Raw genomic sequence first — 26,912 nt, forward strand, 5'->3', positions numbered from 1 at the left:
ACGGGGAGGGATATGCTGTGATCAAAAAGCATTTAACCGGTTTTTATACGGCGATGTTATTGCTTTCAATGTTTATACTGGCTTACGGCAGTGCTACGCAGGGCTTTTTCCTTTCAAACTTTATTGAAAAATACAATCTGAAGGCCTCCACACAGGGTCTTCCCATGATGCTGCAGAATGCGTTTTCAGTCACCGCCATTCTCCTGATGATGTTTATGACGGGCCGGATCAAGAAGCATATTGCAACTCTGCTGGCACTGCTGTTTTCCTGTATTTCCATGCTTGGGCTTTCAATGGTGCCGCCTTTTGCAGTGATGTTTATGTTATATGGACTGTTTGGGATTTCGATGGGTGTTCAGGATACTGCCGGGAATGCCCTGATGGTTGACATTCATCCGGAGTCATCGGTCCGTTTAAATGACATGCACTTTCTGTATGGCGTCGGCAACGTCACTGCACCACTGGTATTTCAGTTTCTGGTCTCCAGGGGCGTGATCTGGAATCATGTGTTTTTATTCGTCTTTGCAGTACAGGCGATCCTGTCTTTTGTCTACCTGATGGTTGTAAAATCAGGAGCTCCCCGAGTTAAGAATTATGAAGAGACAGAAAAAACAGGGATGAATATGAAAAGGATCATAACTTTTCTGAAATCTGACGGCAACATTTTTCTGTTCCTTGCAATGTTCTCTTACTGTGCACATCAGATCGGTGTAGCCGCATGGATCCGGCGCTTCTTTGAAGTGGAGATGGGCAGTGAAGTGCTGGGCACCGCCGCATTATCTGCCTTTTGGGCAGGCATAGCCGTCAGCAGGATACTCCTTCCCAGACTGGGAATCAAACCACAGAATCAGCTTGCGTACGGAAGCGCACTGGCTGCCGGTGCAATGCTGCTTGGCATTCTTCTTGGCAATCCGGTGATTATGGTTATCTGCATGGCAGTAACAGGCTTTGCGGGAGGCAACACCATACCCAATGCTACATATCTCAGCTGTGAACGGCTAAAGGCAGATACTCTGACTGCGACGACCATATTATTCACAGGAATGTATATTGGCGGCAGCATGGTATCCCCTGTAATCGGAAGTGTCAGCGCGAGGTTTTCACTTGGAACCGGGATATTTGTCCCCGTAATTGCAGTTATGTTAAATACACTGGCTGGATTTGGTTTTCTGCTGTATCATAAAGGCAGATCGTATTAATTAGCTGACTAAAATATCCCAACAAGAAAAAACTGTGTATGGTTCTTGTAAAACTACATAGAATAATGTATAATCTAAATATAGAAAACAGTTTGTGGTTTCCTGGAATGTGCGACAACCCTATTAATTTTGAACCTACATTATCTTAAACGGGAATCCTATATCACTGATCGGATGTCAGACCTCTCGTTGTGGTAGGCAGAAGACCAGCTGCGGATACCCACCTAGCCGAGCGCTAGGACTCAAAATATAGGACCGGCATCCCGGGACCACAAAAGATAAAGAGAGAGAGTCATTTTCATGGCTCTCTTTTCATGCAAGAGGCAGGTTATCCTGTATGAAAAAGAATAAGATTGGATTTATTAAAAAATTGAAAAATTTTGCTAATCTCATATTTGGGTTTATGGACCGGGCGACGAGGGATCACATCAGCGCGTATGCTGCTCAGTGTTCCTACTTTATTTTGCTCTCCTTTATTCCTTTTATTCTTCTGCTGATGACCTCTGTACGATATACGCCCCTGACACAGAATATGATACTGGATGCTGTTATTCAGATTGTGCCGGAGGACTTCCAGAGCTTTGTAAAACAGATTATTCTGGAAGTTTACTCGAAGTCACTGGCGGTTGTACCGCTTACGGCTATCATTACATTGTGGACAGCGGGAAAAGGAATGCAGGGGCTGACGAATGGCCTGAATTCTGTTTATCAGGTCTTTGAGACGAGAAATTACGTGCTGGCACGTATCCGGTCGGCAGCATATACATTGCTCTTTATCGCAGTGATCATTCTGACCCTGATTGTGCTGGTATTTGGAAACAGCATACAGGAGGCATTGTCCGTGAGCTATCCTCTGATTGGCGAGATTGCAAAAAGCATTTTGCAGATGCGGACAGGAGTTTCACTGGCAGTGCTTTCGGTAGCTTTTCTGCTGATGTATAAGTTTTTGCCGAACAGAAAGGCCACACTGAAAAGCCAGTTGCCGGGAGCTGTCATATCCGCGGTTGCGTGGTCTGTATTTTCTTTGATATTCTCCATATATCTGGAGTATTTCAATGTATCAAATATGTATGGAAGCCTGACTACCATCATCATGATCATGCTTTGGGTTTATTTCTGTATGTTCATTGTTTTGCTGGGGGCTGAGATCAATGCATATTTTGAAGATAAATTCCGAAAACTTCAGCAGACGGCAGTGGAACATCTGTATATGGAGTTTCGTTCATTCTCTGCGTCGGATGAGGAGGATGAGAATGATAGTGATGAGGACGATGACAGCAAAAAAATCTGAAAAAAAAATAAAATATTGATTTTTCTTTCACAAAATGTAATAATGGGAAAGAAACAAAAAATCTTGACTAAACGAAAGAGAGGATGATAAAAAATGGCAAACATTGATTTAAGCCAATATGGTATTACCGGAGTGACAGAAATCGTTCACAATCCTTCTTATGAGATGTTATTTGAAGAAGAAACCAAGCCAGATCTGGAAGGATTTGAAAAAGGCCAGGAAAGTGAACTCGGTGCCGTTAATGTTATGACCGGTATTTACACGGGACGTTCACCGAAAGACAAATTCATTGTCATGGATGAGAATTCTAAGGACACTGTATGGTGGACTTCTGATGAGTATAAGAATGACAATCATCCCGCCAGCCAGGAAGCATGGGATGTGGTAATGAAAATTGCCAAGGAAGAACTTTCCAACAAAAGACTTTTTGTTGTAGACGCATTCTGCGGTGCCAATGAGGATACCCGGATGGCGATCCGTTTTATTGTTGAGGTGGCATGGCAGGCTCACTTTGTTAAGAACATGTTTATCCAGCCTACAGCAGAGGAACTGGAAAACTTTAAGCCGGATTTTGTTGTGTACAACGCTTCAAAGGCAAAAGTAGAGAATTATAAAGAGCTGGGCCTGAATTCAGAGACCGCTGTAATGTTCAACATCACCAGCCGTGAGCAGGTTATCGTGAATTCCTGGTACGGCGGTGAGATGAAAAAGGGTATGTTCTCCATGATGAACTACTACCTGCCGCTTAAAGGCATTGCTTCCATGCACTGCTCTGCAAACACTGATCTGAACGGTGAGAATACTGCAATTTTCTTCGGACTTTCCGGAACAGGAAAGACCACACTGTCAACAGATCCGAAACGTCTTCTCATCGGAGATGACGAGCATGGCTGGGATGATAAAGGGGTATTCAACTTTGAGGGTGGATGCTACGCTAAAGTAATCAACCTTGACAAAGAGTCTGAGCCGGACATTTACAATGCAATCAAACGCAATGCTCTTCTGGAGAACGTTACGCTTGATGCTGACGGTAAGATTGACTTTGATGACAAGAGCGTGACGGAGAATACGCGTGTATCTTATCCGATTGACCATATCGAAAATATTGTTCGTCCGGTTTCAACAGCTCCGGCAGCAAAGGATGTGATCTTCCTGTCTGCGGATGCATTCGGCGTTCTTCCTCCTGTATCTGTTTTAACTCCAGAACAGACACAGTATTATTTCCTGTCTGGATTCACGGCAAAACTTGCCGGTACAGAGCGTGGAATCACTGAACCGACGCCTACTTTCTCCGCTTGCTTCGGTCAGGCATTCTTGGAACTGCATCCGACAAAATACGCAGAGGAACTTGTTAAGAAAATGCAGGAGAGCGGTGCAAAGGCATACCTTGTGAACACCGGATGGAATGGTTCGGGAAAACGTATCTCCATCCGTGACACTCGTGGTATCATCGACGCAATTCTGGATGGATCCATTGCAACAGCACCGACGAAAAAACTTCCATTCTTTAATTTTGATATTCCGACAGAGCTTCCGTCCGTAGATCCTAAGATCCTTGATCCACGCGATACCTACGCAGACGCTTCTGAGTGGGAGACGAAGGCGAAAGACCTGGCACAGAGATTTATAAAGAACTTTGCAAAATATGAGGGCAATGAAGCAGGAAAAGCATTAGTTTCTGCAGGACCTCAGTTATAAAACAGACTGATAATTAAAAATGCCGTATGCAGATCAGAAAAGGATTTTGCATGCGGTGTTTTCTATTTGAAAAGCATAAAAAGATAAAAAAAAGTAAAATTCTCTTGACACATCGGGTCTTTGTGTTAAAATTAGTAATTATACAAATATCGGCGATGAAAGTGTCAGTAGATATGTATTTTCTATCAGAGAGGGGAGGTCACCGGCTGAAAGCCTCCTTGAGTTCAGATACATATTGAGATTCCCACTGGAGCTGCATTTCTGAAATCAAGTAGGAGATGCCGTACGGAGCGCGTTAAGCTGTTTGAGTGCCCGGTGAAAACCGGGAATCAGGGTGGTACCACGGATTTCAAACTTCGTCCCTTTTGCGGACGGAGTTTTTTTAATTGTTTTGGAAACTTCGTCCCCTGTACAATAAAAGCGCTCCCCGGGATCGTACGGCGTTTTTATTAAATGGAAAATTAATCTATCGATAAGGAGAATGAACCATGAGTGAAAGTATGAAAGACAGATTGCAGGCAATTCTGGATGAGGCAACACAGAACATTCAGGATTCGGATGCTCTTGACAAGTTAAATGATGTGCGTGTCAGCTTTCTTGGAAAAAAAGGAAAGTTAACTTCTGTTTTGAAGGGCATGAAGGATGTTGCGGCGGAAGATCGTCCGAAAGTGGGACAGATGGTCAACGAGACAAGGGAAAAGATCGAGCAGTATCTGGAAGAAACAAAGGTGCGCCTGGAAAGGGCGATCCGTGAACACCAGATGAAAGAGGAAGTGATCGATGTCACACTCCCGGCCAAGCGCGCCAGAGTGGGTCATCGGCATCCGAATACGATCGCACTGGAAGAAGTAGAGAGGATTTTCATCGGCATGGGGTACGAGGTTGTGGAAGGCCCAGAGGTGGAGTACGACATGTACAATTTTGAAAAACTGAATATTCCTGCCAATCATCCGGCAAAGGATGAGCAGGATACATTCTATATCAATAAAGACATTGTGCTGCGCACCCAGACATCCCCGGTACAGGCACGTGTCATGGAGGAGGGGAAGCTTCCGATCCGTATGATTGCACCTGGACGCGTATTCCGTTCCGACGAAGTGGATGCAACACATTCCCCGTCATTCCATCAGATTGAAGGTCTTGTTGTTGACAGGAATATTACATTTGCGGATCTGAAAGGAACGCTGGAGGAGTTTGCAAAGGAACTGTTCGGTGAGGAGACGAGAACCAAATTCCGTCCGCATCATTTCCCGTTTACAGAACCGAGTGCGGAGGTTGATGTAACCTGCTTCAAATGTGGCGGGAGCGGCTGCCGTTTCTGTAAAGGGTCCGGCTGGATCGAGATCCTGGGCTGTGGTATGGTTCATCCGCATGTGCTGGAGATGTGCGGCATTGATCCGGATGAATATACAGGTTTTGCTTTTGGGGTCGGACTGGAACGTATCGCATTATTAAAGTATGAGATTGATGATATGAGACTGTTGTATGAAAATGATGACCGTTTCTTAAAACAGTTCTAAGCGCAGACGCGTAGTTATGATCTAAAATTCAGGAGGAAGAAAAATTGAATACATCGTTATCATGGATCAAACAATATGTGCCGGATCTGGATGTGACGGCGCAGGAATATACAGACGCCATGACACTTTCCGGAACGAAAGTAGAAGGGTATGAGGAGCTGGATGCAGATCTGTCGGATATTGTCATCGGGCAGATCGAGAGAATCGAGAGGCATCCGGATGCGGATAAACTGATTATCTGTCAGGTAAATGTGGGAACCGAAAATGTACAGATTGTGACCGGAGCTCCGAATGTGAAAGAAGGAGACAAAGTGCCGGTTGTCCTGGACGGAGGCCGTGTGGCAGGAGGACACGATGGAAAGAAGACACCGGGCGGTATCAAGATCAAAAAAGGGAAACTAAGAGGGATCGAGTCTTACGGTATGATGTGTTCCATCGAGGAGCTCGGAAGTACAAGAGACATGTACCCGGAAGCTCCGGAGTATGGTATCTATATTTTCCCGGAGGATTCCGTGGTTGGTGAGAGTGCCATCAAAGCGCTGGGCCTCGAAGATGTTGTATTTGAGTATGAGGTGACTTCTAACCGTGTGGACTGCTACAGTGTGATCGGAATCGCACGTGAAGCTGCTGCTACCTTCAGAAAAGAATTTCATCCGCCTGCTGTAAATGAGACCGGAAATGATGAGGATGTCAATGACTATATCAAAGTGACGGTTAAAGATGAGGATCTCTGTCCGAGATACTGTGCGCGCGTGGTGAAAAATGTCAAGGTCGGACCATCACCAAAATGGATGCAGAGATGCCTGGCGACGAATGGCATCCGTCCGATCAACAACCTTGTAGATATCACAAACTACGTGATGGAGGAGTATGGACAGCCGATGCACGCGTATGATCTTGATATGATTGCGGGACATGAAATCATCGTAAGGCGTGCGGCAAAAGATGAGAACTTTGTGACTCTGGATGGCCAGGAGCGCAAAATGGATGATTCAGTTCTGATGATCTGCGATGCCGAGAAACCAGTGGGTATTGCAGGCATCATGGGCGGCGAAAATTCCATGATCACAGATTCTGTCAAAACAGTCCTGTTCGAGGCTGCCTGTTTTGACGGAACGAATATCCGACTGTCCAGCAAACGTGTCGGCCTGCGTACGGATGCTTCCGGGAAATTCGAAAAGGGTCTGGATCCCAATAATGCGAAAGCCGCAATCGACCGTGCATGCCAGCTGATGGAAGAGCTGGGTGCAGGCGAAGTCGTCGGAGGCACCGCAGACGTTTATACAAAAAAGAAAGAACCTGTGCGCGTACCGTTTGAGCCGGAGAAGATTAATGCACTGCTCGGCACTGATATTCCAAAAGAACAGATGCTGGAGTATCTGAAACGTGTAGAACTGGTGTATGATGAGAGAACAAATGAGATTGTGGCTCCCACATTCAGACACGATATTTTCCGGACAGCAGATCTGGCGGAAGAAGTTGCACGTTTTTACGGGTATGACAACATCCCCACTACACTTCCGAGCGGGGAGGCTACAACCGGTAAGATTTCATTTAAAATGCGCATTGAGGAAACCGCCAGAGACGTAGCAGAATACTGCGGATTCTCACAGGGGATGTGCTACTCATTTGAAAGTCCGAAGGTATTTGATAAGCTGCTGATTACACCGGACAGTCCGCTCAGGAGGGCAGTGACGATCATGAATCCGCTGGGCGAGGATTTCAGTATCATGCGTACAATTTCTCTGAACGGGATGCTGACTTCACTGTCCACCAATTACAACCGCAGAAATAAGAATGTGAAGCTGTACGAGCTTGGCAACATTTATATTCCAGGACAGCTGCCGCTTGAAGAGCTGCCCGAAGAGAGAATGATGCTTACTCTCGGAATGTACGGAGACGGAGACTTTTTCACGATGAAAGGCGTCATCGAAGAGTTTCTGGAGAAGGTGGGAATGCACAGGAAGCCGCAATATGACCCGCAGGCAGGGAAGACGTTCCTGCATCCGGGCAGGCAGGCAAATGTTATTTACGATGGCGTAAATATCGGATATCTTGGAGAGGTACATCCGGATGTTGCTGATAACTATGATATCGGAACACGTGTGTATGTGGCAGTTGTCGACATCTTAAAAGTACTTGAATTTGCATCATATGACAGAAAATATACAGGCATTGCAAAATACCCCGCGGTGACACGTGATATCAGTATGGTACTGCCAAAAGAAATTCTCGTCGGTCAGATTGAAGCTGTGATTGAACAGCGCAGCGGAAAAATTCTGGAAAGCTATCAGCTGTTCGATGTATATGAGGGAAGCCAGATTGAAGACGGCTTTAAATCAGTTGCATATTCGATTACGTTCCGTGCCGCTGACAGAACTCTTGAGGAAGCAGATATCACTGCTGCAATGAAAAAGATACTGAATGGTTTGGAAGATTTGGGAGCTGTCCTCAGACAGTAACAGGTGTTTTATGAGATTATATGTAATACGACATGGAGAAACGACCTGGAACACGCAGGCCAGGCTTCAGGGCATGAGTGATATTCCATTAAATGAAAACGGGATATCACTTGCCCGGGAGACGGGCGAAGCGATGCGGGATATTCCATTTACCAGGATTTACACAAGTCCGCTTAAAAGGGCTGTACAGACGGCAGAACTGGTTGCAGGAGAAAGGCAGCTTCCGATCGTAAAAGAAGATCGCCTTAAAGAGATCAGCTTTGGAGAGTGGGAAGGTCTTTCCTGCAGCAGAGACAATTATGAGATTCCATCGGATTCTTTTGAACAGTTTTTCCGGGATCCATTTCAATTCACTCCTCCAAGAGGAGGAGAAAGCGTCATGGAAGTCTGCAGGCGTACGGAGCATTTCATGGATGAACTGCTTCATGAACTGAAAAATGAGCAGGATACGGTACTGCTCTCGACACATGGATGTACGCTGCGTGCACTGATGAATTACTTTTATCAGGACTTTACGCCGTCATTCTGGCGTGGACACGTGCCTCCGAACTGCGGAGTGTCGATCGTGGAAGTGAAGAACGGGACTGCCAGTATCCTGGAAGAAGACCGGATATTTTACCTGGGGGAGAGTGACATATGAAAACATCAGACTTTTATTATGAACTGCCGGAGGAACTGATTGCTCAGGACCCGCTTCCCAACCGTTCCGATTCCAGACTGTTATGTCTTAACAAAGAGGGCGGAGAGATCAAACACCGCAGGTTTACGGATATCCTCACGTATCTGCATCCGGGCGACTGCCTTGTGATCAACGACACGAAAGTTATCCCGGCACGTCTGTTTGGCCGAAAGGAGGGAACCGACGCACATATAGAAATCCTGCTGCTAAAGCGCAGGGAGAATGATATCTGGGAAACTCTGGTAAAACCGGGCAAAAAGGCAAAACCAGGCACAAAGCTTATCTTCGGAGACGGGGTTTTGAAAGGTGAAGTCCTGGATATCGTGGAAGAGGGAAACCGTCTGATTCAGTTTACGTATGACGGGATTTTTGAAGAAATACTGGATGTACTCGGAGAGATGCCTCTTCCCCCGTATATTACGCATAAACTGCAGGATAAAAACAGATACCAGACAGTCTATGCAAAACATGACGGTTCAGCTGCAGCTCCGACTGCCGGACTCCACTTTACGCAGGAACTGCTGGAAGAGGTAAAGCAAATGGGGGTTCAGATTGCCCATGTGACACTTCATGTGGGGCTTGGAACCTTTCGTCCTGTCAAGGTAGATGACGTGACGGACCACCATATGCATTCGGAGTTTTATATCGTTGAAGAGGATCAGGCAGAACTGGTCAACGAAACAAGAGCTTCGGGACATCGTGTGATTGCTGTCGGTACGACGAGCTGCCGGACGCTGGAATCGGCCACGGGCGATGATGGAATTCTGAATGCGGGAAGCGGATGGACGGATATTTTTATATATCCTGGCTATAGATTTAAAATGATAGATGGCCTGATCACAAATTTCCATCTTCCGGAATCCACGCTGATGATGCTGGTATCGGCACTTGCAGGCAGGGAGAATATCATGAGGGCGTACGAGGAAGCCGTGAGAGAGAGATATCGTTTTTTCTCGTTCGGAGATGCAATGTACATTGGATGAGTAAAAAATAATCGATAAAGAGAACCCGCAGAGGCACAGTCTTACTGGGCTTTTGCGGGTTTTTGGCACCTGATTTCCAGAGAAGCTCACTAAAAATAGAAAATATCCCAACCAGATAACCTACAAAATCGTATAAACATTTAATTATCGCCCAGATTTGGCAGACGCATCCCTTTCGGGAGGGAAATACCCACAGCGTTATCGTCTTTGCAGTATTGCTTGCAAAGTCACTCGGTTTTGAGGTGGATCACGAGTTATTTAAGGTACATTCCGCGTATGTACGCAGTGCCCTTGTCTGGGCGTCGCAGGGGATGTATGCAAAGTTTGAATATTTGGAACGTATTTTCTTTGACGCGATTCTCCATGATGAGATAACTTCCAGTGAAACGGATGTACCTGCCGCCGGGAAATATGAGAAGGTCGGCGATTACATGGTGCGGGATTACAAAGAACGGCCGCATGAATATCAGGATGATAAAAAAGTAAAAAACAGGAGCGAGAAATGATGAACGGACAAAATAGGTCTGATGTGAAGGTCGGAGCGACGGTCAAGATTGTCCTGAAGGCGGACCAACGTACCGGCAAGCTGACAGAGGGGGTTGTGGCGCGGTTGCTGACAAAAAGCAGCTACCATCCCCACGGCATTAAAGTGATGCTTGAGGATGGGCAGGTAGGCCGGGTGCAGTGCATTAGAAAAACTGATTTGTTAGTAAGGTAACGCTGAGGATATGAATAATGAATAACGGAGAGGCTGGTTCTGCAATAGCAGAATCGGCCTTTTGCCTGTGACAGCTCTGGCTGTAACAAGCTTCTGGCTGATGATTTTAGAGATTGACATTAGCGTTAGATTTAAGATAGAAAGTTTAAGAATATAGATACAATTTTGCCAGGTAATTGCACGGTTACAAATTCTGTGTTAAAATGGTAGGGTGATGTAATGATATAGGTTCGGATTCCAAACAATTGGAGGACAATGAAATCAATCTATTTGGGAAAGCCAATGCCATGGGAAGACTGAGGAAGTTCTCATGGAGACAAACAGGTATACGGTCTCGGCGGTATATAGCAATCCTGTCCGGTAAAAGGGGCAGGAGAATGGATCAGAAAACATATGACCTGATTATTGGGGAGGAGACATAAGGAAATGACAGCATTCAAAACAATGTTTGAGGTATACGGTGCCGATTACGAGACGATGTATCTTAGCATTCTGGATAAGTTACCTGGGAAATACCATGGAGAAATGCAGGAAGGGGGGAATAATTATGCCGCATGAACAACCGCTTTCCACGGCTGCGGAAGAACAGACAGCAGCTATGCTTGACCATGCTCCCGTAGCGATTTATGTCTGTGCGGCTGACAGCCGGGAGTTGCTCTATGTGAATCAGCTGGCAAAAAAGCTGTTCTTTTCCGGCGGGGAGATGGACTATGAGCTGTCATGGATTTTTGGCTCGGAAGATAAAATACAGCATTCTGAATTTCTGACCTGTCAGCACCAACATCCTGTAAATCAGCATATTTATCAGCTCAGCGTCAAGGCAATTGACTGGTCCTGCCGGGCGGCATACATCGCGTATGCCACGGATATTACAAATGCCATGGCAGAAGAGGACCAGACCAGAGCACACATTGAAGAGCTGCAGGCTACCTTCAGCGACATTCCCTGTGGTCTTTGTGTCTATCGCGCTGCGGGCAGGCATATCTCTCCTTTGTTTCATAATCCTGCCTTCTATACAATTCTCGGGTATTCTGAGGAACACATCCGGCGGATTGAACAAAAGACGGAGTATTTGGGGGTTCATCCGGATGATATCGCTTTGCTGCGTGAGCGTGTTGCGGAGGCACTCAAATGTGACGGCGTGCTGCAGCATACCTACCGGGTGTGGAGTGATGTGAAGGAAGAATTTCAGTGGATTCAGCTGGCAGGGGCCGTAAAACCACAACCGGATGGTTCCAAACTTTTTTACGGCGTATACAGCGATGTCAGCGAGCAAAGACGCCTGGAAAGAGAGATTCTCTCTTACAATGAGAAGATGCAGGACATTATCAATGCCATACCGGGCGGCGTTGCCATCTACAGGGTTTCGGATATTTTTGAGACTGTCTATTTTTCTGACGGTGTGGCAGAGTTATCCGGATATACTGTGGAAGAGTATCTCAAAATGGTTAAATGCGATGCAGCCAGGCTGATTTATCCGGAAGACACCACTATGGTGGTAAGGAAACTGCGTCAGGCTATCGAGGAGAATCGTGTAGCAGATTTTGAATTCCGCAAGCTGCACCGGGATGGCCATGTTGTCTGGGTACATCTGCAGGCAAGGCAGGTCGGAGAGGAGGACGGGCTTCCTCTGCTGCAGTGCGTTTTCCACAACATTTCCACTCTCAAGGAGACCCAGTCGGAGCTGAACCATCTGGTCAATTCCATCCCCGGGGGCATCGCCAGTTACCGCATTGAAGGGGGGCGCTTCATCCCCACATACTACTCTGACGGGATTCTGGCAATCTCCGGACATACACAGGCAGAGTTTGAGGAACTGGTACGGGAAGACGCGATGAATATCATTTACAGGTCTGACAGGGAGCGAGTGGCGGCGGCTGCAAAGGTGGCGGTGGAGAGCGGTGAGGTGCTGGATGTCTCCTACCGGATGCGCCATAAGGACGGGAATCTGATCTGGGTCCACCTCAATGGCAGGCGTATGGGACCGATGGCAGGAAATATGAAGTTCTATGCAGTATTTACCGGTATCTCACCGGAGAGCCAGCTCTTTCGGAGCATCGTCAATGAGACGGCGGACGGCATCTATGTGATTGACAGGGAAAACCATGACCTGCTCTATGCAAATGAATCCAAGAAACTCTTCGGGAACGGGCCGGACAAGGTGGGCCAGAAATGTTATGCTGCGTTGTTTGGCAAGCAGGGCCCCTGTGAAGCCTGTGTGCTGAAAAGCTGTCTGGGGGATGGTGCCGGGCATTTGATGGAGATTGAGAGTACGGGTCAGTTCTTCGACACCAGCGTCAAAGAGAGGGACTGGAATGGGATACCGGCTTATGTGCTCTATGTGAAGGATGTCACGGAGACGGTCCACAGTCGAAGAGAGAAGGAGCGGCTGGAGCAATACTTCCAGACGATGGTAAAAAACCTGCCCGGTGGTGTTGCCGTGGTCTGCTGCAATAAAGATGGAAGCATGACGCCGGAGTTTCTGTCCGATGGGTTTGCCGAGATGACAGGCATGACAAATCAGGAGGCATGGCAGCTTTACGAAAAGGATGCCATGAGGGGGGTACACCCTGACGATCAGGAACGGAGCATCCGGCATATGGAGGAATTTATGGATAGCGGCGGAACCCGCAGCGAACTTGAGTACCGGCTTTTAAAGGGGGACGGCAGCTACGTGTGGGTCAAAAATACGCTCTCCATGCTTATGAGTGAAGCCGGAGAAAAGCGCCTATATGCCAGTTACCACGACATGACAGCGGAGCGGGAGGAGCAGGAGCGGATTCGGCAGCAGTACAAGGATATGATACTGCAGCACTATCTGATGCCGGGACCCAATGCGCTGATTCTTGGCCACTGCAATATTACACGGAACCGCATTCTTGAAATAATTGACCATACAGATTCAAACCTTCTGGAGACTTTCAGTGACAGCCGGGAGGCATTTTTTACCGGTATAGGTAATCTGGTTGTGGATGCGGCCGAACGAAAATCATTCATGGAATCCTACCTCAATGCCCCGGCGCTGGAGGCATATGCCAAAGGGGAAAAAGAGGTTTTGCAAAACTGTTTTATCAAGCTGCCGAAAGAGCCGGTGGGGCGCTATGTCCAGTTCAAGGTGAATCTGGTAGAAGCCCCCGACACCGGGGATGTCACGGGTGTGCTGACCGTCACCGATATGACCGAGCAGGTCATCTCCGAGCGCATCCTGCACCGGCTGTCCGTAGTCAACTGCGATCTTGTGGTGGACGTGGATCTGCTGCGGGATCACTGCACACTTCTCAGCGGAAAGATGGAGGAGAGAGATGTAACGGTTGGCCATGCACTCCATTCCGACCGGATTTCTTTTATGCTGCGGGAGCAGGTCGTGCCAAGAGACCGGGAGCGGGTGGCCCGGATGATGGACCCGGCTTATATGAGAACACGGCTGGAACGGGAGGGCTCTTACTCACTGTCCTTCTCTGTGACGGAGGAGGATGGAAACATCTCTGCCAAGAAGCTGACCGTATCCGCTATCGACCTGCGGATAGGGCGCATCTGTCTGGCGAGAGCGGATATCACTGATTCAGTGAGGGAACAGCAGGGACTGCTCAATGTTGTTGCGTATACCTTTGAGCTTCTGGCTATGATTAACGTGGACACAGGGCGCCTTACACTGCACACCCGCAAGACCGTGCTGGAAAACCTGCCCCCATACACTGTGGAAGATTATAACGGGGCTGTGGAGCGGATTGCAGGCTCCTACGGTTCGCAGCTGTCAGATGCGGAGCGGGCGGAGATTGGGAGACAGGTCTGTCTGGAAACCATGTGCACCCGCCTGGCGGAAAGTCCGGCCGGATATGACTTTGTCCTGCCATATCAGGGGCAGGACGGTCTGCGATACAAACAGGTCAATATCCTGTGGGGAGACAGCGACCACAAGACGGTCTGTATGGTGAGGGCTGATGTGACGGATATGCTGGCGGAGGAGCGCAAAAGAAAAGCGGAACTGGAGGATGCACTTATGCAGGCCGAGCAGGCCAATCAGGCCAAGAGCGATTTCCTCTCCTCCATGAGCCATGATATTCGCACGCCTATGAACGCAATCATGGGCATGACCGCGCTCGCTTCCGCCCACGCGGACGACAGAGAAAGACTGGAGGACTGCCTGGAAAAAATCTCATTTTCCTCAAGACATCTGTTAAGTCTTATTAATGACATCCTTGATATGAGCAAAATCGAACGGGGTAAGATTGCACTGAACTGCGGGAATCTCCTGCTTACGGAACTGGTTGGCCAGATTGCAGCCATGCTCGCCACGCAGGCAGAGGACGCCGGCCTTAAGTTCACAGTAGAAATGAAGGATATGATTCATACAAATATTTACGGGGATTCCCTGCGCATCAACCAGATACTGATCAATATTATAGGGAATGCGATTAAGTTTACCCCGGAGGGCGGATGGGTGGACTTCACAGTGGAAGAAATCGCGCCAAAGGAAGGGGATGCCCTCCGCGCCCGCTACCGGTTTACCATCCGTGATACAGGGATAGGCATGGCGGAAGCGTTTCTCGGGCATATTTTTGAGCCCTTTACCCGCAGCCGCAGCACCGAGCATGTGGAAGGAACCGGACTGGGATTAAGTATTACAAAGGGCCTTATAGATTTGATGGGAGGCGAAATAGCAGTCGACAGTAAAGAGCGGCAAGGCACAACATTTAGGGTGGAGCTGGAATTTGAACTTGCGCAGAATGAAAAGACGGATATCGGGGAACTGGAAACAGGCTGTTCTGATACAGTGGAAAATAAAGTGCTTGAGGGGTGTTGCTTCCTTGTTGCTGAGGATAACACCATCAATTCGGAAATCCTGTGTGAACTGCTGCAGATGTACGGAGCGGAGTCAGTTGTGAAAACCGACGGAGCGAAGGCAGTGCAGGCTTTTTCAGAGGCTGCGCCGGGAATCTATGACGCAGTTTTGATGGATATACAAATGCCGGAGATGAACGGCTATGAGGCTACCCGTGCCATCCGTCGTCTGCAGCGGCCCGATGCCGGAACAATTCCTATTATTGCCATGACAGCAAATGCTTTTGCAGAGGATATCCAGTCCGCGTTGGAAGCGGGAATGAATGCGCATTTGGCCAAGCCCATAGACATAAAAAAACTGCTGGCGATCCTGAAGAAATACATAAACAGAACTTAAAATATAAGTCTGCGAAAAATAAGGCAACAGCCGGCAGTAATAGGAGAAGGGAGGCGGCCAATGTGAATATATTTTCTAAGACTCAGGAGGCAGGGATTCTTCTGATCGATGCTGAACACCGGATCGTCTATTTTAATGATACAGCCCGCGGCATGTTTGATTCTGTTCATAAAGGGGAACCATGTCACAGAACCCTTTGCGGCGACAGCATGCTTTGCGGGAAGTGTCAGATTTGTACAGAGTCCGGCACATCCATCTTTTACAGCCAGAAGGCGGGGTGCTGGATGGAGGTGAATTCCAGCAGGATGGATCTGCCGGGGCGGGAATCCTATCATCTGATGCTGCTAAAACCCGTCCAATATGACAATAAGGACCTGCTTCTGAATTTGACAGATATGTCCACTTATGATGAGCTATATGAACTTAATCTTACGTCGGATTGTTACAGGGCAGTCCATCATTTGAAAGGAAAGTATGCCGATTCTGCCAGGAACGGTACCCTGAGCGGGATGCTGGCAGAGGTGACGCAGCACATGGTGCATCCTGACGACCGGGGAGCCTTTGCTGCGTTCTGGGATTTGGGCAGCATTATGGAGCGGATGGGGCGGAAACCAACCATGGTCCTGCAGGGGCAGTTTCGGAGAAAGCGCGCCGGCAGGGGATGGTGCTGGATACTGCAGACTGTTATTCCTATGAGACGTGAGGAAAATGGCGACCAGATCATCATGTGTTTTGTCCAGGATATTGACAGACAGAAGTATGAAAACATAGAAAATCGGGAACCAGATGCAGACCGGCTGACTGGTTTATACCGTCAGGAAAAATTTCTTTCAGCCGCCAGTCAGTTTCTTCAAAGAGCTGATGAGGGTGCGCGCTACTGTCTGATGGCAATCGATATCGAGCATTTCAAGCTCTTCAACGAATGGTATGGACAGGAGGCGGGAGACCGTTTCCTTGTTGATATCGGCAACTGCCTGAAAGAAGCGCTGGTGTACACGGACGGTGTGGCGGGATATATGGGGAATGACGATTTTGTCATACTGTTGCAGAACAGCCCGGATGTACTCCTGGAGCTTCAGAACAAGATCAAGGGCTGTGTGAAGCAGTATGGCGATCAGGCGGGCTTTCAGCCTGCATTCGGACTGTATGCCGTTGCGGAGCCTTCGGAGCCGGTGCGCAACATGTACGACAGGGCGTCCATGGCTCTGGCATCGGTCAAGGGAAACTATGTCCGGCGGATGAACTGGTACGATGAGGGCATGATGGCAGATATGGAGGAGAGCCACAAACTGCTCACCCAAATCCAACGGGCGCTGGAACGTGAGGAGTTTGAGTTTTATGCCCAGCCGATGTGCAACATGGCCACCGGCAAGATTGTCGGGCTGGAGTCTCTGGTCCGCTGGAACCATCCGGAGCGGGGGCTCATCAGCCCCGGAGAATTCGTTCCGCTGTTGGAGCGCAACGGTTTCATTTCAGCTCTGGACCAGTATGTATGGGAAAAAGTGTGCGCCAGCGTGCGCCGCTGGATTGACGCGGGTCACAAGGCCATACCGGTCTCGGTGAACATGTCCCGGGCTGATCTGTTTACTTTGGATGTGGTGGCATGCTTTACTCATCTGATGGAAAAGTACAGGCTGGAACCCAGGCTTATTCAGATCGAGATCACTGAAAGCGCCTATGCCGAGGATTTCCAGGTGATCACCGACGTAGTGGACAGACTGCGGCATGCGGGATTCACGGTGCTGATGGACGATTTCGGCAGCGGCTATTCCTCCCTTAATATGCTCAAGGATATTAAGGTGGACCTTTTGAAGATGGATATGAAGTTTTTGGAGAAGGATTTCCAGAGTGGGGGAAAGGGCAGTGAGATTGTTGAGGCCATCACCAGCATGGCGCATCTGATGGGACTGCGCATCATCGCAGAGGGCGTGGAGAACAGGGAACAGATGAAATTCCTGCTGGATATTGGCTGTCTGTACGGACAGGGCTATTACTTCAACAGGCCTATGCCCATTGAGGCGTTTGAGCCTCTGCTGTCCGATGAAGAAAATATTGATTTTGAAGGGATACAGCCAACGACTACGGAGGGACTAAAACTCAGGGAGCTGCTCAAGGGGGACTGGCTCAGTGAAACGGTAGTGAACAATATCCTGGGGGGTGCGGCGGTATACGGCGTGTGCGGCGATTACGTAGAGCTGCTCCGGGCGAACCAGCAGTATTGCAGGGTCACGTGCACCAGTGCCGCAGACCTGGAAATGCACCGTAAATCGTTTATCGAAAATATATATCAGGAGGACCGGCAGAAGGTCCTGAATGTGTTTGCGCGGGCGCGGGAGAATGCCATCAATGGCGCAGAAACAGAGGCACGCCGTATCTTACCGGACGGTGAGAGCATTTGGATTCATTTGCGGGCTTTCTTTTTGCGGGAGCAGGATGGGTACAGTCTGTTTTATGGCGCCATAAACGATATTTCTCAACAGAAGCACCGGGAACTGCAGCTGGAATCTTCACAGCGTGCTCTGACTGCTGTGGTGCATCTTTCTGAGAATGACGAGCCTTTCATGCGTCTGGCAGAGGAAAACCGGCGGACAGCGGCGTCTATCTTCGCCCAAATGACTCCGGGCGGCATGATTGGAGGTTACTGTGAGACAGGTTTCCCCCTGTATTTTGCAAACCATGAGATGGTGAAGCTGCTGGGGTATGAGACATATGATGAGTTTGCCCAGGGTATCCGGTATCAGGTGGAGAACACCATTCATCCAGACGATCGTGACAGAGTGGCACAGGACATAGGGCCGGAATACTACGCCGGGATGGAATATACGACCACTTACCGGATTCTGAAGAAAGACGGGAGCTGGTTTTGGAGTCTGGATAAAGGACGGGTCATTCAGGCAGAGGACGGGCGGCTTGCGATAGTCAGCGCCTGTACGGACATCTCAGAGACCATGATGGCGCAGGAAAAACTTGCGGAGCGCAACGCGCTGCTGTTGCGTAAGAATCAGGAGCTGGCCTTTCTCAACCGGGATATGCCGGGCGGCTATCACCGCTGTTCGGATACGCCGGGCTTTGAGTTCACCTATATCAGTGACCGGTTTCTAAAAATTTTCGGCTATACCCGGGATGAGATCGAGCGGCTGTTTGATAATAAGTACCTGAATATGGTCCATCCGGATGACCGCTCTTTCGTGACAGAAACCACATCGGACATCCAAAAGAGCCTTGCTGCACCGAATCTGGAATACCGGATGCTGTCAAAACGCGGGTATATCTGGGTCGTGGATCAGAGCCGGTATATGGATTACGCCAGCAAACGCTTCTATCAAGGTGTGATCATCGATATCACGGAGACTGTGGTATTGCGCAACAAGCTTCAGATGCTGCTGAAAAACATGCCGGAAGACATTATTCTGATTACCATTCAGGATGGAAAATACAGGTGTGAAGCTATCGCGAACGGCTTTTCAAGAAACCAGGGGATTGATTTGGAGACATACCAGAGGACTTTGGATAACGGCAGTTTTGAAAAGTCCCTGGAAGAAGGCAGTATACGCAGGCTGAAGGGTAAGCTGGATGAAGCCATGGTAGAGAGAGACAGCTATCAGGATGTCATAAAGCTTTTAAAACAAGACGGCAGTCCCCTGTGGGCATCCCTGGATGCGCGCTATATCAAGGAAGGACCGGAAGGCGTCACCTACCTGTTCCTCCTGGGGGATGTGACGGATTTCAAGGAGCAGGAGCGGGAACTTCGCCTGGCAGGTGAGCAGACGGAAAGCATCCTCCGTCAGGCCGGCATCAATAGCTGGGAATGGGATGTTTCCCATGACAGGCTAGTCCTTCGCAATGTCATGCCTGTTCTGGCGCTTACAGGACAATATCCGAAACTGGCTGTGCCGTATGCGGAAGTGGAACAGTTCCCTGCCTGTATAAGGGGGCTTTCCTCCGTGCCGGAGGATTACAGTACGGTGATAGAGGAGGTCCTTACGAAGATTCGGGATGGAGAAAGTCCGGACAGCTTCCAAACCGACCTTCCCGTTAAAGTGGAGGGTGGTGAGACCATCTGGATTCGCATTGCGTGTGAGATTCTCCGGGATGAAAAAAAACGTCCTGCAAAAGCAGTAGGTTATTATACAGATGTCACAGCCCAGAAGATTCAGACATTTCAAAGCCGCGAGGACCAAAAGACACTGGAGCTTCTCAGAAAACAGGCACTTTATGACTTCACAGTAAACCTGACGCAGGATACCATAGGTTCCGGCGGGAGCATGGGGCGCTGGGCCCGGGAGACCGGGGGGAAAGATACTTACACTTATACGGAGATGATCCATTTTCTGGCGGATCATTTGGTGTTGCCGGAATTCAGGGAGGGCTTTCTGGCATTTACTGACCGGGAGCGTATGCTCAGGCAGAGCCGAAAAACAAAAATATTGGAGAGCTATACATATCAGAGGCTGGTCAATGGAGTGCCCAGATGGATGCGGATTGAAGTCCATTATATGAATTTTGAGGAATGGCCGGATATCTATGTCTACATTTTCGCTGTGGATATTGACCAGCAGAAAAAACAGGAGCTGGAATTGACCCATCTGGCCCAAACGGATGAAATGACAGATCTCTACAACCGCCGGGCAGCCGTTGAGCTTATCCGGCAGAGCCTCTCGGATATGGAGGGACGGACCGCTGCCGTCATGATATTTGACCTGGACAATTTCAAACTGGCAAATGATTTATTCGGACATGCCTATGGGGATACAGTCCTCATAACAGTTGCGCATAAACTAAAGAGCTTTTTCCGCTCAGATGACGTGGTCTGCCGTCTGGGCGGGGATGAATTCCTGATATTCTGCTGTGGTTTGAATCAGGGGGAAGTCAGACGAAAGCTGGAGTGTATCCTGAAAAATATCACGATAAGCAAGAGTGATGGAAAGAGGGATATCGTATTTACGCTTTCAGCGGGTTACGCGATGGCTCCGGAACAAGGCAAAAGTTTTGATGAATTATACCAGGAGGCGGACATGGCCCTGCTTGCGGCGAAAGCAGCCGGCAAAAGGAAATTTTGCAGGTATGATCCTTCCATGAAAGCTGTGTACAATTAGACTGGAATATTCAATTTTAGTTAGTGAAAGAAGGAATCCATTCTGCCCGATTCAGGCGGCGTCATCCCAAACAGGATAGCGCCGCCTGAATAACGATCGGGGCTGGTTCCTGAGATCAGTAAGGAAGGATCAATCTTTCGGCCTCCTCGATTCCGACAGTAATGGCCTTGCTTTGTGAGGAACGGAACGTAGCAAAGTAAGCCTGTTCCAATGCCGATCCAAACTGCATGGCATCATTGGAATCTAAGCTCTCAGTCAGCAAATCCGTATACTGGTCAAGCTGAAGATGGGGTTTCAGGTAAAAAAGCGGCTGGCCCCAGACTATAAAACTAAAGAGCTTATCATAAACTTCCCGGAGTGATAACAAGTTTGACGCAGATATTAAGGCCTGCAGGCACAGTGTGTTCGCATGGCCTGCATTGGACTGTCCTTTTATGAAGCAGATACGCTCTTTCAGGGTAGCCTTTTCCTCCGGAGAGATCAGCGGAAAAAGAAAGGCTGCAAGCCGCCTGCAGGTAATGGCCAGCATATAAAGAGATTCCAAATACAGCAAAGTGTTTTTACGTATGACCGGACTGCTCCAGTTCACTTTATGGACGCCCCGTTCCGGGGGAATAACTTTTGTTCCTCTTCCGTTGACTGATTCCGCAACACCAAGGTCATTCAGAAGAACAATTGACCGTCTCACCGTTATGAGTGAGACGGACAGCTCTTCGGATAAAATTCGCGGTGAGGGGAGAAAGGTATCAACCGGATAAACGCCTTTACAGATACGGGAGACGATTTCGCCTGCAGTGTTGAGGCAAACCTGCGACTTTCCCCATCGATACGGGCTGTTACGTTCTTTCCCACTGTCTAAAACTGGCTGCCAGTCCATAGGGGGATATGCCTGATTGACAATGGTCTGCAGCGCAGCAGTATTTCCGCGCTCTTTCAGAGCCAGAATTTCCAGAAGCTTCTTATTCAGTACTTCATGATGGCGTTTCCAACGTGCCTTGTCTTTGGCAAGATAGTCAAGATACGTGGGGTAGCTGAAAAGCGTAACGTCATAGTAAAGATCCGTCACAAGGGAGTTTTGTAGCCGCTTCGCCAAATGTGCGAGGAAATCAACCAGGGGGGAATCCCAGGCGTCGGCAGAGCGGTCCAGAATCAGGCGCAATTCCTCCAAGTCACGGTTATCACATATGGACAGACCACAAAAATAAATGCTTGGAAAAATCAGGTCAAAGGTCCGGTGGAAATCTTCAAAATCATCCCCTTGTATCAGAAGCTGTTCTGGAAACGCCTGCTTCGGGTTTTCAAAGTCATAGAGAACGACCGGCCGTTCAGTTGTTTCATAAGATAAGTAGCCATTTTCACGAAGAAGCTTGAATGCAGTACGTATCACCATAGTGGAAACACCAAACAAGTTACTGAGTTCAAGGATAGACGGAAGATAGCCGCCTTTTGGATAAAACCCATAGTGGATTCTGATCAGTAAATAGTTATATATTAAACCATAAAGACTGTTTTCTTTCACAAGAATAACCTCCTGATAAATACTGCGTTTATTGTACCATAAAATTTCTGAAAAGACTATCCGTCGTGGTCGGGAAATGGTGTATATGAAAGGCAGAAAAATGCCCCTGCACGTTACCCCGAATCCATGGAACCGCAGGCGTCTATCTGCCGCATAAAGGACGATCGTCCTCAGGATCCGTGTGCGGTCTTTGTTCTGTGATTTGCCAAGGTGTATGATATTGCATTTTTTATGTTATTCTGCTAAAATAAACTGATAATAAAATGAGCAGGTTACAGATATAAGGCACCTGGATTTATACAGTCCGGTGCCCTCTGTTTATGCACAGGAGATGAACGCGTAAGACGGGATCATCTTAAAATACAGGGGATCGTTGATCGGTTGGACAATGCAGATTCGGGGGGTGAATCAATGGAATCACATAGAAAGGTATTAATTGTAGAAGACAATCAGATTAACAGAGAGATACTCCGGGAAATCCTGTCTTCAGAGTATCAGGTGCTGGAGGCTGAAGACGGACAGGAAGCGCTTTCTGTCCTTCAAAAGCACAGAGATGAAATCTCTTTGATCCTGCTTGATATCGTCATGCCGGTCATGGACGGGTTCGCATTCCTGTCGTATGTCAAGAATGAAGCCGCATTTGCCTCGATTCCCGTCATAGTAACTACGCAGAGCAACAGTGAGGAGGACGAAGTGGCGGCCCTGTCTCACGGTGCAGCCGATTTTGTGCCCAAGCCTTACCGCCCGCAGATTATTCTGCATCGTGCGGCAAATATCATCAATCTGCGGGAAACTGCGGCCATGGTCAACCAGCTGCAGTATGACCGGCTGACAGGAATTTATAATAAAGAGTTTTTTTATAAAAGTGCCAGAGATATTCTGATGCAGAATCCGGACAAGGAATATGATATTATCTGCTCCGATATCGAAAACTTCAAGTTGATCAACGATGTATCCGGTATTACGGCCGGTGACTGTCTGCTACAGAAAATTGCCGGGCTTTATCGGGAAACCGTGGGTAAAAACGGAATATACGGGCGTATTGGTTCGGATCAGTTTGCCTGTATGCGGGAACGGGACTGCCCGTATACAGATGATATGTTTATTGAGGTTTCACAACGTCTGAACGCGCGGTCCTCGACAAAAAATATTCTTATGAAATGGGGGATTTACGCTGTAGAGGACCGCGAACTGCCGATAGAGAAAATGTGTGACCGGGCATTGCTGGCTGCCCGCAGTATAAAAGGACAGTACGGCAAGTATTTTGCTGTCTATGATGATGCGCTGCGGGATAAGCTGCTGCGGGAGCAGGCCATCACTGACGAGATGACGGCCGCCCTGGCACAGGGACAGTTTGAGGTTTATCTCCAGCCACAGTACAGGATCGCAGATGGCCGCCTGGCCGGCGCTGAGGCTCTGGTGCGGTGGAAACACCCGCAATGGGGGCTTCAGCCGCCCTCATCGTTCATTCCGCTGTTTGAAAAAAATGGATTTATCACCAGGCTGGATCAGTTTGTGTGGGACAAAGTCTGTGCGGTGCTTAAGACCTGGGACGATAAGGGCTATCCTCCGATCTCTGTCTCTGTCAATGTCTCAAGGGCAGACATCTACAATATTGATCTCGCCGGCAATCTTATGCAGATCATACAAAAGTATCGACTGACAGCTTCACGGATACCGCTGGAGATTACCGAGAGTGCTTACACGGAAAATCCCAGCCAGATCATTGAAACGGTCCTGTCTTTAAAGAAACTGGGATTTGAGATTGAAATGGATGACTTCGGGAGTGGTTATTCGTCGCTCAATATGCTCAACCAAATGCCTTTAAATGTTCTTAAACTTGATATGCATTTTGTGCAAAGTGAGACGGCGAAGCCAAAAAACAGGAGCATTCTTCGTTATATTATGGAAATTGCCCGGTTTCTGAGGCTTCGTGTCGTAGCGGAAGGCGTTGAGACGAAAGAACAGCTGGAACGGCTGCGCGATCTGAGCTGCGATTATGTACAGGGATATTATTTTGCCAGTCCAATGCCTGTTGAGGAGTTTGAAAAACTGATAAGAGAATAGGGAGGAGGAACATCATTGCCACTTTCACTATATTTCGGATGGGGCCTGATGCTGCCGGTCATTCTGTCCCTGCTCTATGGCGTTATAGCGCATCGCGCTCTGACAGCTCTTGACTATCTCCAGAAGAATACCGTATGGGCAAGAATCCGTACCTCCCTCCCGTCCCTGCTGCTGTTTACACTCTGGGGAATGGTCAATATTCCGTTACCGGCTGTTTATATCCTTGCCTTCCTCGGTAAGCTGTATCAGCTGCTTGGCAAAAACAACAGCCGTGCGAAGGAACTTTTTATTATCAATCTTACACATCTGATGACTATGGCGCTGCATATGATTCTGATCGGCGTCTTTTCGTTGTACATGGAAATGCCGATGAATAGTCTTCTGATGCTTCCTTTCTGGCGGATTGCCACTGTCAGCACAGTGATGGGGGTAAATATTCTGTTTGCATGGCTGCTTCCGGGATGGAATACGCTTCTTGGCGTGCTCCTTACACAGTCGGAAAGTGAGGAGGTACGGCCTTTTTTAGCTTTTTTATGGTTCTGTAATCTGTTTCTGCTTCTGGACAGTGTGCTTTGCATTGTCAGGACAGAATGGAGACTGATGCCGGTATTTTTGATCGGCAGTACGGTTCTGCTGGAGTTTTATCTGATTCGCTTTCTTTGTCACCTGTACAGTCTTTTAAAAGTGCGGTATCTCGAAGAGGAACATGACCGTCTGACAAGGGAACTGGCCAGACAGAATCAGAGTGCTGAAAAATGGCGCAAAAGAGGTATACAGGATTCTCTGACAGGTGCTTTTTCGAGGCGCTACGTCATGGAACGTACAGCCGCATTTCTCCAGTCAGATACGCAGTTTTCTCTCGTTTTTATAGATCTTGATCATCTCAAACAGATTAATGACAGGGAAGGGCATCACGCCGGGGACCTTTTTCTCATACAGTTTGCAAAAGAGTTCCAATCCTGCCTTCGCGGTTCTGATATTTTTGCACGGGTGGGAGGAGATGAATTTGTGGTGCTGCTTTTGGACTGTTCTCTGGAAACGGCGAAAAGACGGATGGAGACAATCCGCACCAGGCTGACAGAACAATACAGCCCGCCGTTTTCCTTCAGCTTTGGCGTTTCCTGTACTTCTGAAAATATGACAGGCTGTGCGGAAGACTTGTTAAGCCGGGCAGACCATGCAATGTACCGGGACAAGAAAACCAGAACAGGATAAGACAGGAGGTGGAAAAATGCGATTACTGTTACTGACTGCCGCCGCCTATTTTTATTTCAGCCAGAGGTATTTTCATATGACAGAAAAATTCAGCGAAATGCAGTCACCACGCACTTTGCTGTGCCTTCTCTGCTATGTCGTTAACTACTCCTTTTTTTATCTCTGCAGCGTACTGGAATTTCCACTGACCGTGAACTGGTTTTTATTCGCATTCCTGTTATTTATTGAAACACTTCTTTATAATAAAAGAAAAAAGCGGTGTGCACTGTTTGCTACGCTGACGGGGATTTTTTTTGGCCTTGCGGCCAATATTTTCTGCCGCAGCGTCGTAGCTGTCGTGCTGGACAAACCGCTGCAGCACTTTGACAATCACGTGTCAAGCAGCGCCAATCTGAAGGGGATACCTGTCTTTCTGGGATTTATGCTTACCGGACTGATCATGCACATTCTGAGCCGGCAAGTCTTTATAGAGAGAGTTCACCGGATACTGAACCATCCATGGCATCAGCCATTTATACTGGAGATGATAGCGGGCCTGTTTTTTTATATGTTCCTCAACCTGCTACTGTATTCAACACCTGTCAACGATGTATTCGTAAAAGTGTGGAGTATTAAATCCAGTATGTTCAGCGTCATTGGACTCTATATCGCAGTCCGGTACACCATCCGTATCTGTGATATGGAGGATTACAGAGAAAAAAACCGGAAGATTCAGCAGATGCTGGAAGAACGGAGCCGTGAGGAGGAAGAGCTGCGCAGGCAGGCTGCCATAGACCCTCTGACAGGCCTTTATAATCGGCAGTATGCGGATGAGAAGGTCGAATCCATGTTGAAGCAAAAAGTTCCTTTTACCATCTGTTTTTTTGATCTGGACCATCTCAAGAAAGTCAACGACCAGTTGGGCCACGAGGAAGGCGACCACTATATTCTGACAGCTACGGAGCACATCCGAAGTACCTGCAGGTGCGGAAAAGACCTGCTTTGCAGATACGGAGGGGACGAGTTTCTGATCCTGTTTGAAGGGCTGATGGCGGAAAAGGCAGAGAAGAAGGCGGAGGCAATCAACGATGATCTTTGCGCGTATGGGATTGCTGAAGCCTTCCCGTATTCCCTGTCACTGAGTTACGGTGTGGTGGAGAGTCCTTTGTTTTCAGACGTGACAGCCATGCTTCAGGAGGCTGACCGGAAAATGTATATGCAAAAACGTAAAAAACAGCTGACACGGAGTTAATCCCTGCTTCCCTGAAAAGTATTGCTTTTCAAAAAATAGTTAGATATAATGTGAT

16 protein-coding genes, 1 other RNA gene and 1 other annotated feature are annotated in these 26,912 nt (G+C 48.2%); of the genes, 16 read left to right on the top strand and 1 reads right to left on the bottom strand.

All coding sequences use genetic code 11. From position 1 onward, the window contains the following. Positions 1–17: 17 nt before the first annotated feature. The 13 genes from MCG98_RS11750 to MCG98_RS11805 all read left to right on the top strand — a co-directional run bounded on the left by MCG98_RS11750 (position 18) and on the right by MCG98_RS11805 (position 20,825). A complete protein-coding gene (locus MCG98_RS11750; protein ID WP_240302155.1) occupies positions 18–1,199 on the top strand; it encodes an MFS transporter in 1,182 nt (393 codons plus the stop codon). Positions 1,200–1,295: 96 nt separating this feature from the next. Then, a non-coding RNA gene (ssrS, locus tag MCG98_RS11755) (6S RNA) lies at positions 1,296–1,473 on the top strand. 63 nt (positions 1,474–1,536) lie between these two features. After that, positions 1,537–2,490, top strand: a complete 954-nt coding sequence (locus MCG98_RS11760; RefSeq protein ID WP_240302156.1) for a YihY/virulence factor BrkB family protein — start codon at positions 1,537–1,539, stop codon at positions 2,488–2,490. Between the two features lie 93 nt (positions 2,491–2,583). After that, entirely contained in the window at positions 2,584–4,188 is a 1,605-nt protein-coding gene (pckA, locus tag MCG98_RS11765; RefSeq protein ID WP_240302157.1) for a phosphoenolpyruvate carboxykinase (ATP), read from the top strand. A 146-nt stretch (positions 4,189–4,334) separates the two neighbouring features. After that, positions 4,335–4,555: a binding site (T-box leader), on the top strand. Positions 4,556–4,688: 133 nt separating this feature from the next. Further along, the gene (pheS, locus tag MCG98_RS11770) at positions 4,689–5,708 is read left to right on the top strand and encodes a phenylalanine--tRNA ligase subunit alpha (RefSeq protein WP_240303428.1); all 1,020 of its coding nucleotides are present in this window, start codon (positions 4,689–4,691) and stop codon (positions 5,706–5,708) included. A gap of 44 nt (positions 5,709–5,752) precedes the next feature. Beyond that, a complete protein-coding gene (gene pheT, locus MCG98_RS11775) occupies positions 5,753–8,170 on the top strand; it encodes a phenylalanine--tRNA ligase subunit beta (RefSeq protein WP_240302158.1) in 2,418 nt (805 codons plus the stop codon). A gap of 10 nt (positions 8,171–8,180) precedes the next feature. After that, positions 8,181–8,810: a histidine phosphatase family protein gene (locus tag MCG98_RS11780; RefSeq protein WP_240302159.1), complete on the top strand. Its 630-nt coding sequence runs from the start codon at positions 8,181–8,183 to the stop codon at positions 8,808–8,810. Continuing rightward, positions 8,807–9,832, top strand: coding sequence for a tRNA preQ1(34) S-adenosylmethionine ribosyltransferase-isomerase QueA (gene queA, locus MCG98_RS11785; RefSeq protein WP_240302160.1), 1,026 nt, complete (start codon positions 8,807–8,809; stop codon positions 9,830–9,832). The genes MCG98_RS11780 and queA overlap by 4 nt, the downstream gene beginning before the upstream one ends. Before the next feature lie 311 nt (positions 9,833–10,143). Further along, entirely contained in the window at positions 10,144–10,338 is a 195-nt protein-coding gene (locus MCG98_RS11790) for a hypothetical protein (protein WP_240302161.1), read from the top strand. Then, positions 10,338–10,550, top strand: coding sequence for a YwbE family protein (locus MCG98_RS11795; RefSeq protein WP_240302162.1), 213 nt, complete (start codon positions 10,338–10,340; stop codon positions 10,548–10,550). The genes MCG98_RS11790 and MCG98_RS11795 overlap by 1 nt, the downstream gene beginning before the upstream one ends. Positions 10,551–10,976: 426 nt before the next feature. Then, the gene (locus MCG98_RS18845) at positions 10,977–11,108 is read left to right on the top strand and encodes a hypothetical protein (protein WP_275891330.1); all 132 of its coding nucleotides are present in this window, start codon (positions 10,977–10,979) and stop codon (positions 11,106–11,108) included. Continuing rightward, positions 11,098–15,729 carry a hybrid sensor histidine kinase/response regulator gene (locus tag MCG98_RS11800; protein WP_240302163.1) on the top strand — a complete coding sequence of 1,544 codons (4,632 nt, stop codon included), beginning with the start codon at positions 11,098–11,100 and terminating at the stop codon, positions 15,727–15,729. The genes MCG98_RS18845 and MCG98_RS11800 overlap by 11 nt, the downstream gene beginning before the upstream one ends. A gap of 62 nt (positions 15,730–15,791) precedes the next feature. Further along, entirely contained in the window at positions 15,792–20,825 is a 5,034-nt protein-coding gene (locus MCG98_RS11805; protein WP_240302164.1) for an EAL domain-containing protein, read from the top strand. 115 nt (positions 20,826–20,940) lie between these two features. On the opposite strand, the gene MCG98_RS11810 is transcribed toward MCG98_RS11805, so the two are convergent. Beyond that, positions 20,941–22,344: a GntR family transcriptional regulator gene (locus MCG98_RS11810; protein ID WP_240302165.1), complete on the bottom strand. Its 1,404-nt coding sequence runs from the start codon at positions 22,342–22,344 to the stop codon at positions 20,941–20,943. Between the two features lie 411 nt (positions 22,345–22,755). Between MCG98_RS11810 and MCG98_RS11815 the strand changes: the two genes are divergently transcribed. The 3 genes from MCG98_RS11815 to MCG98_RS11825 are packed head-to-tail and all read left to right on the top strand — an operon-like array spanning position 22,756 to position 26,857. Then, positions 22,756–24,411, top strand: a complete 1,656-nt coding sequence (locus tag MCG98_RS11815; RefSeq protein ID WP_240302166.1) for an EAL domain-containing response regulator — start codon at positions 22,756–22,758, stop codon at positions 24,409–24,411. A 15-nt stretch (positions 24,412–24,426) separates the two neighbouring features. After that, positions 24,427–25,626, top strand: coding sequence for a GGDEF domain-containing protein (locus MCG98_RS11820; RefSeq protein WP_240302167.1), 1,200 nt, complete (start codon positions 24,427–24,429; stop codon positions 25,624–25,626). 16 nt (positions 25,627–25,642) lie between these two features. Continuing rightward, on the top strand, positions 25,643–26,857 hold the full coding sequence (locus MCG98_RS11825; RefSeq protein ID WP_240302168.1) for a GGDEF domain-containing protein: 1,215 nt from the start codon (positions 25,643–25,645) through the stop codon (positions 26,855–26,857). Positions 26,858–26,912: the final 55 nt, after the last annotated feature.

Source organism: Ruminococcus sp. OA3, assembly GCF_022440845.1.
Classification (GTDB): domain Bacteria; phylum Bacillota; class Clostridia; order Lachnospirales; family Lachnospiraceae; genus Ruminococcus_G.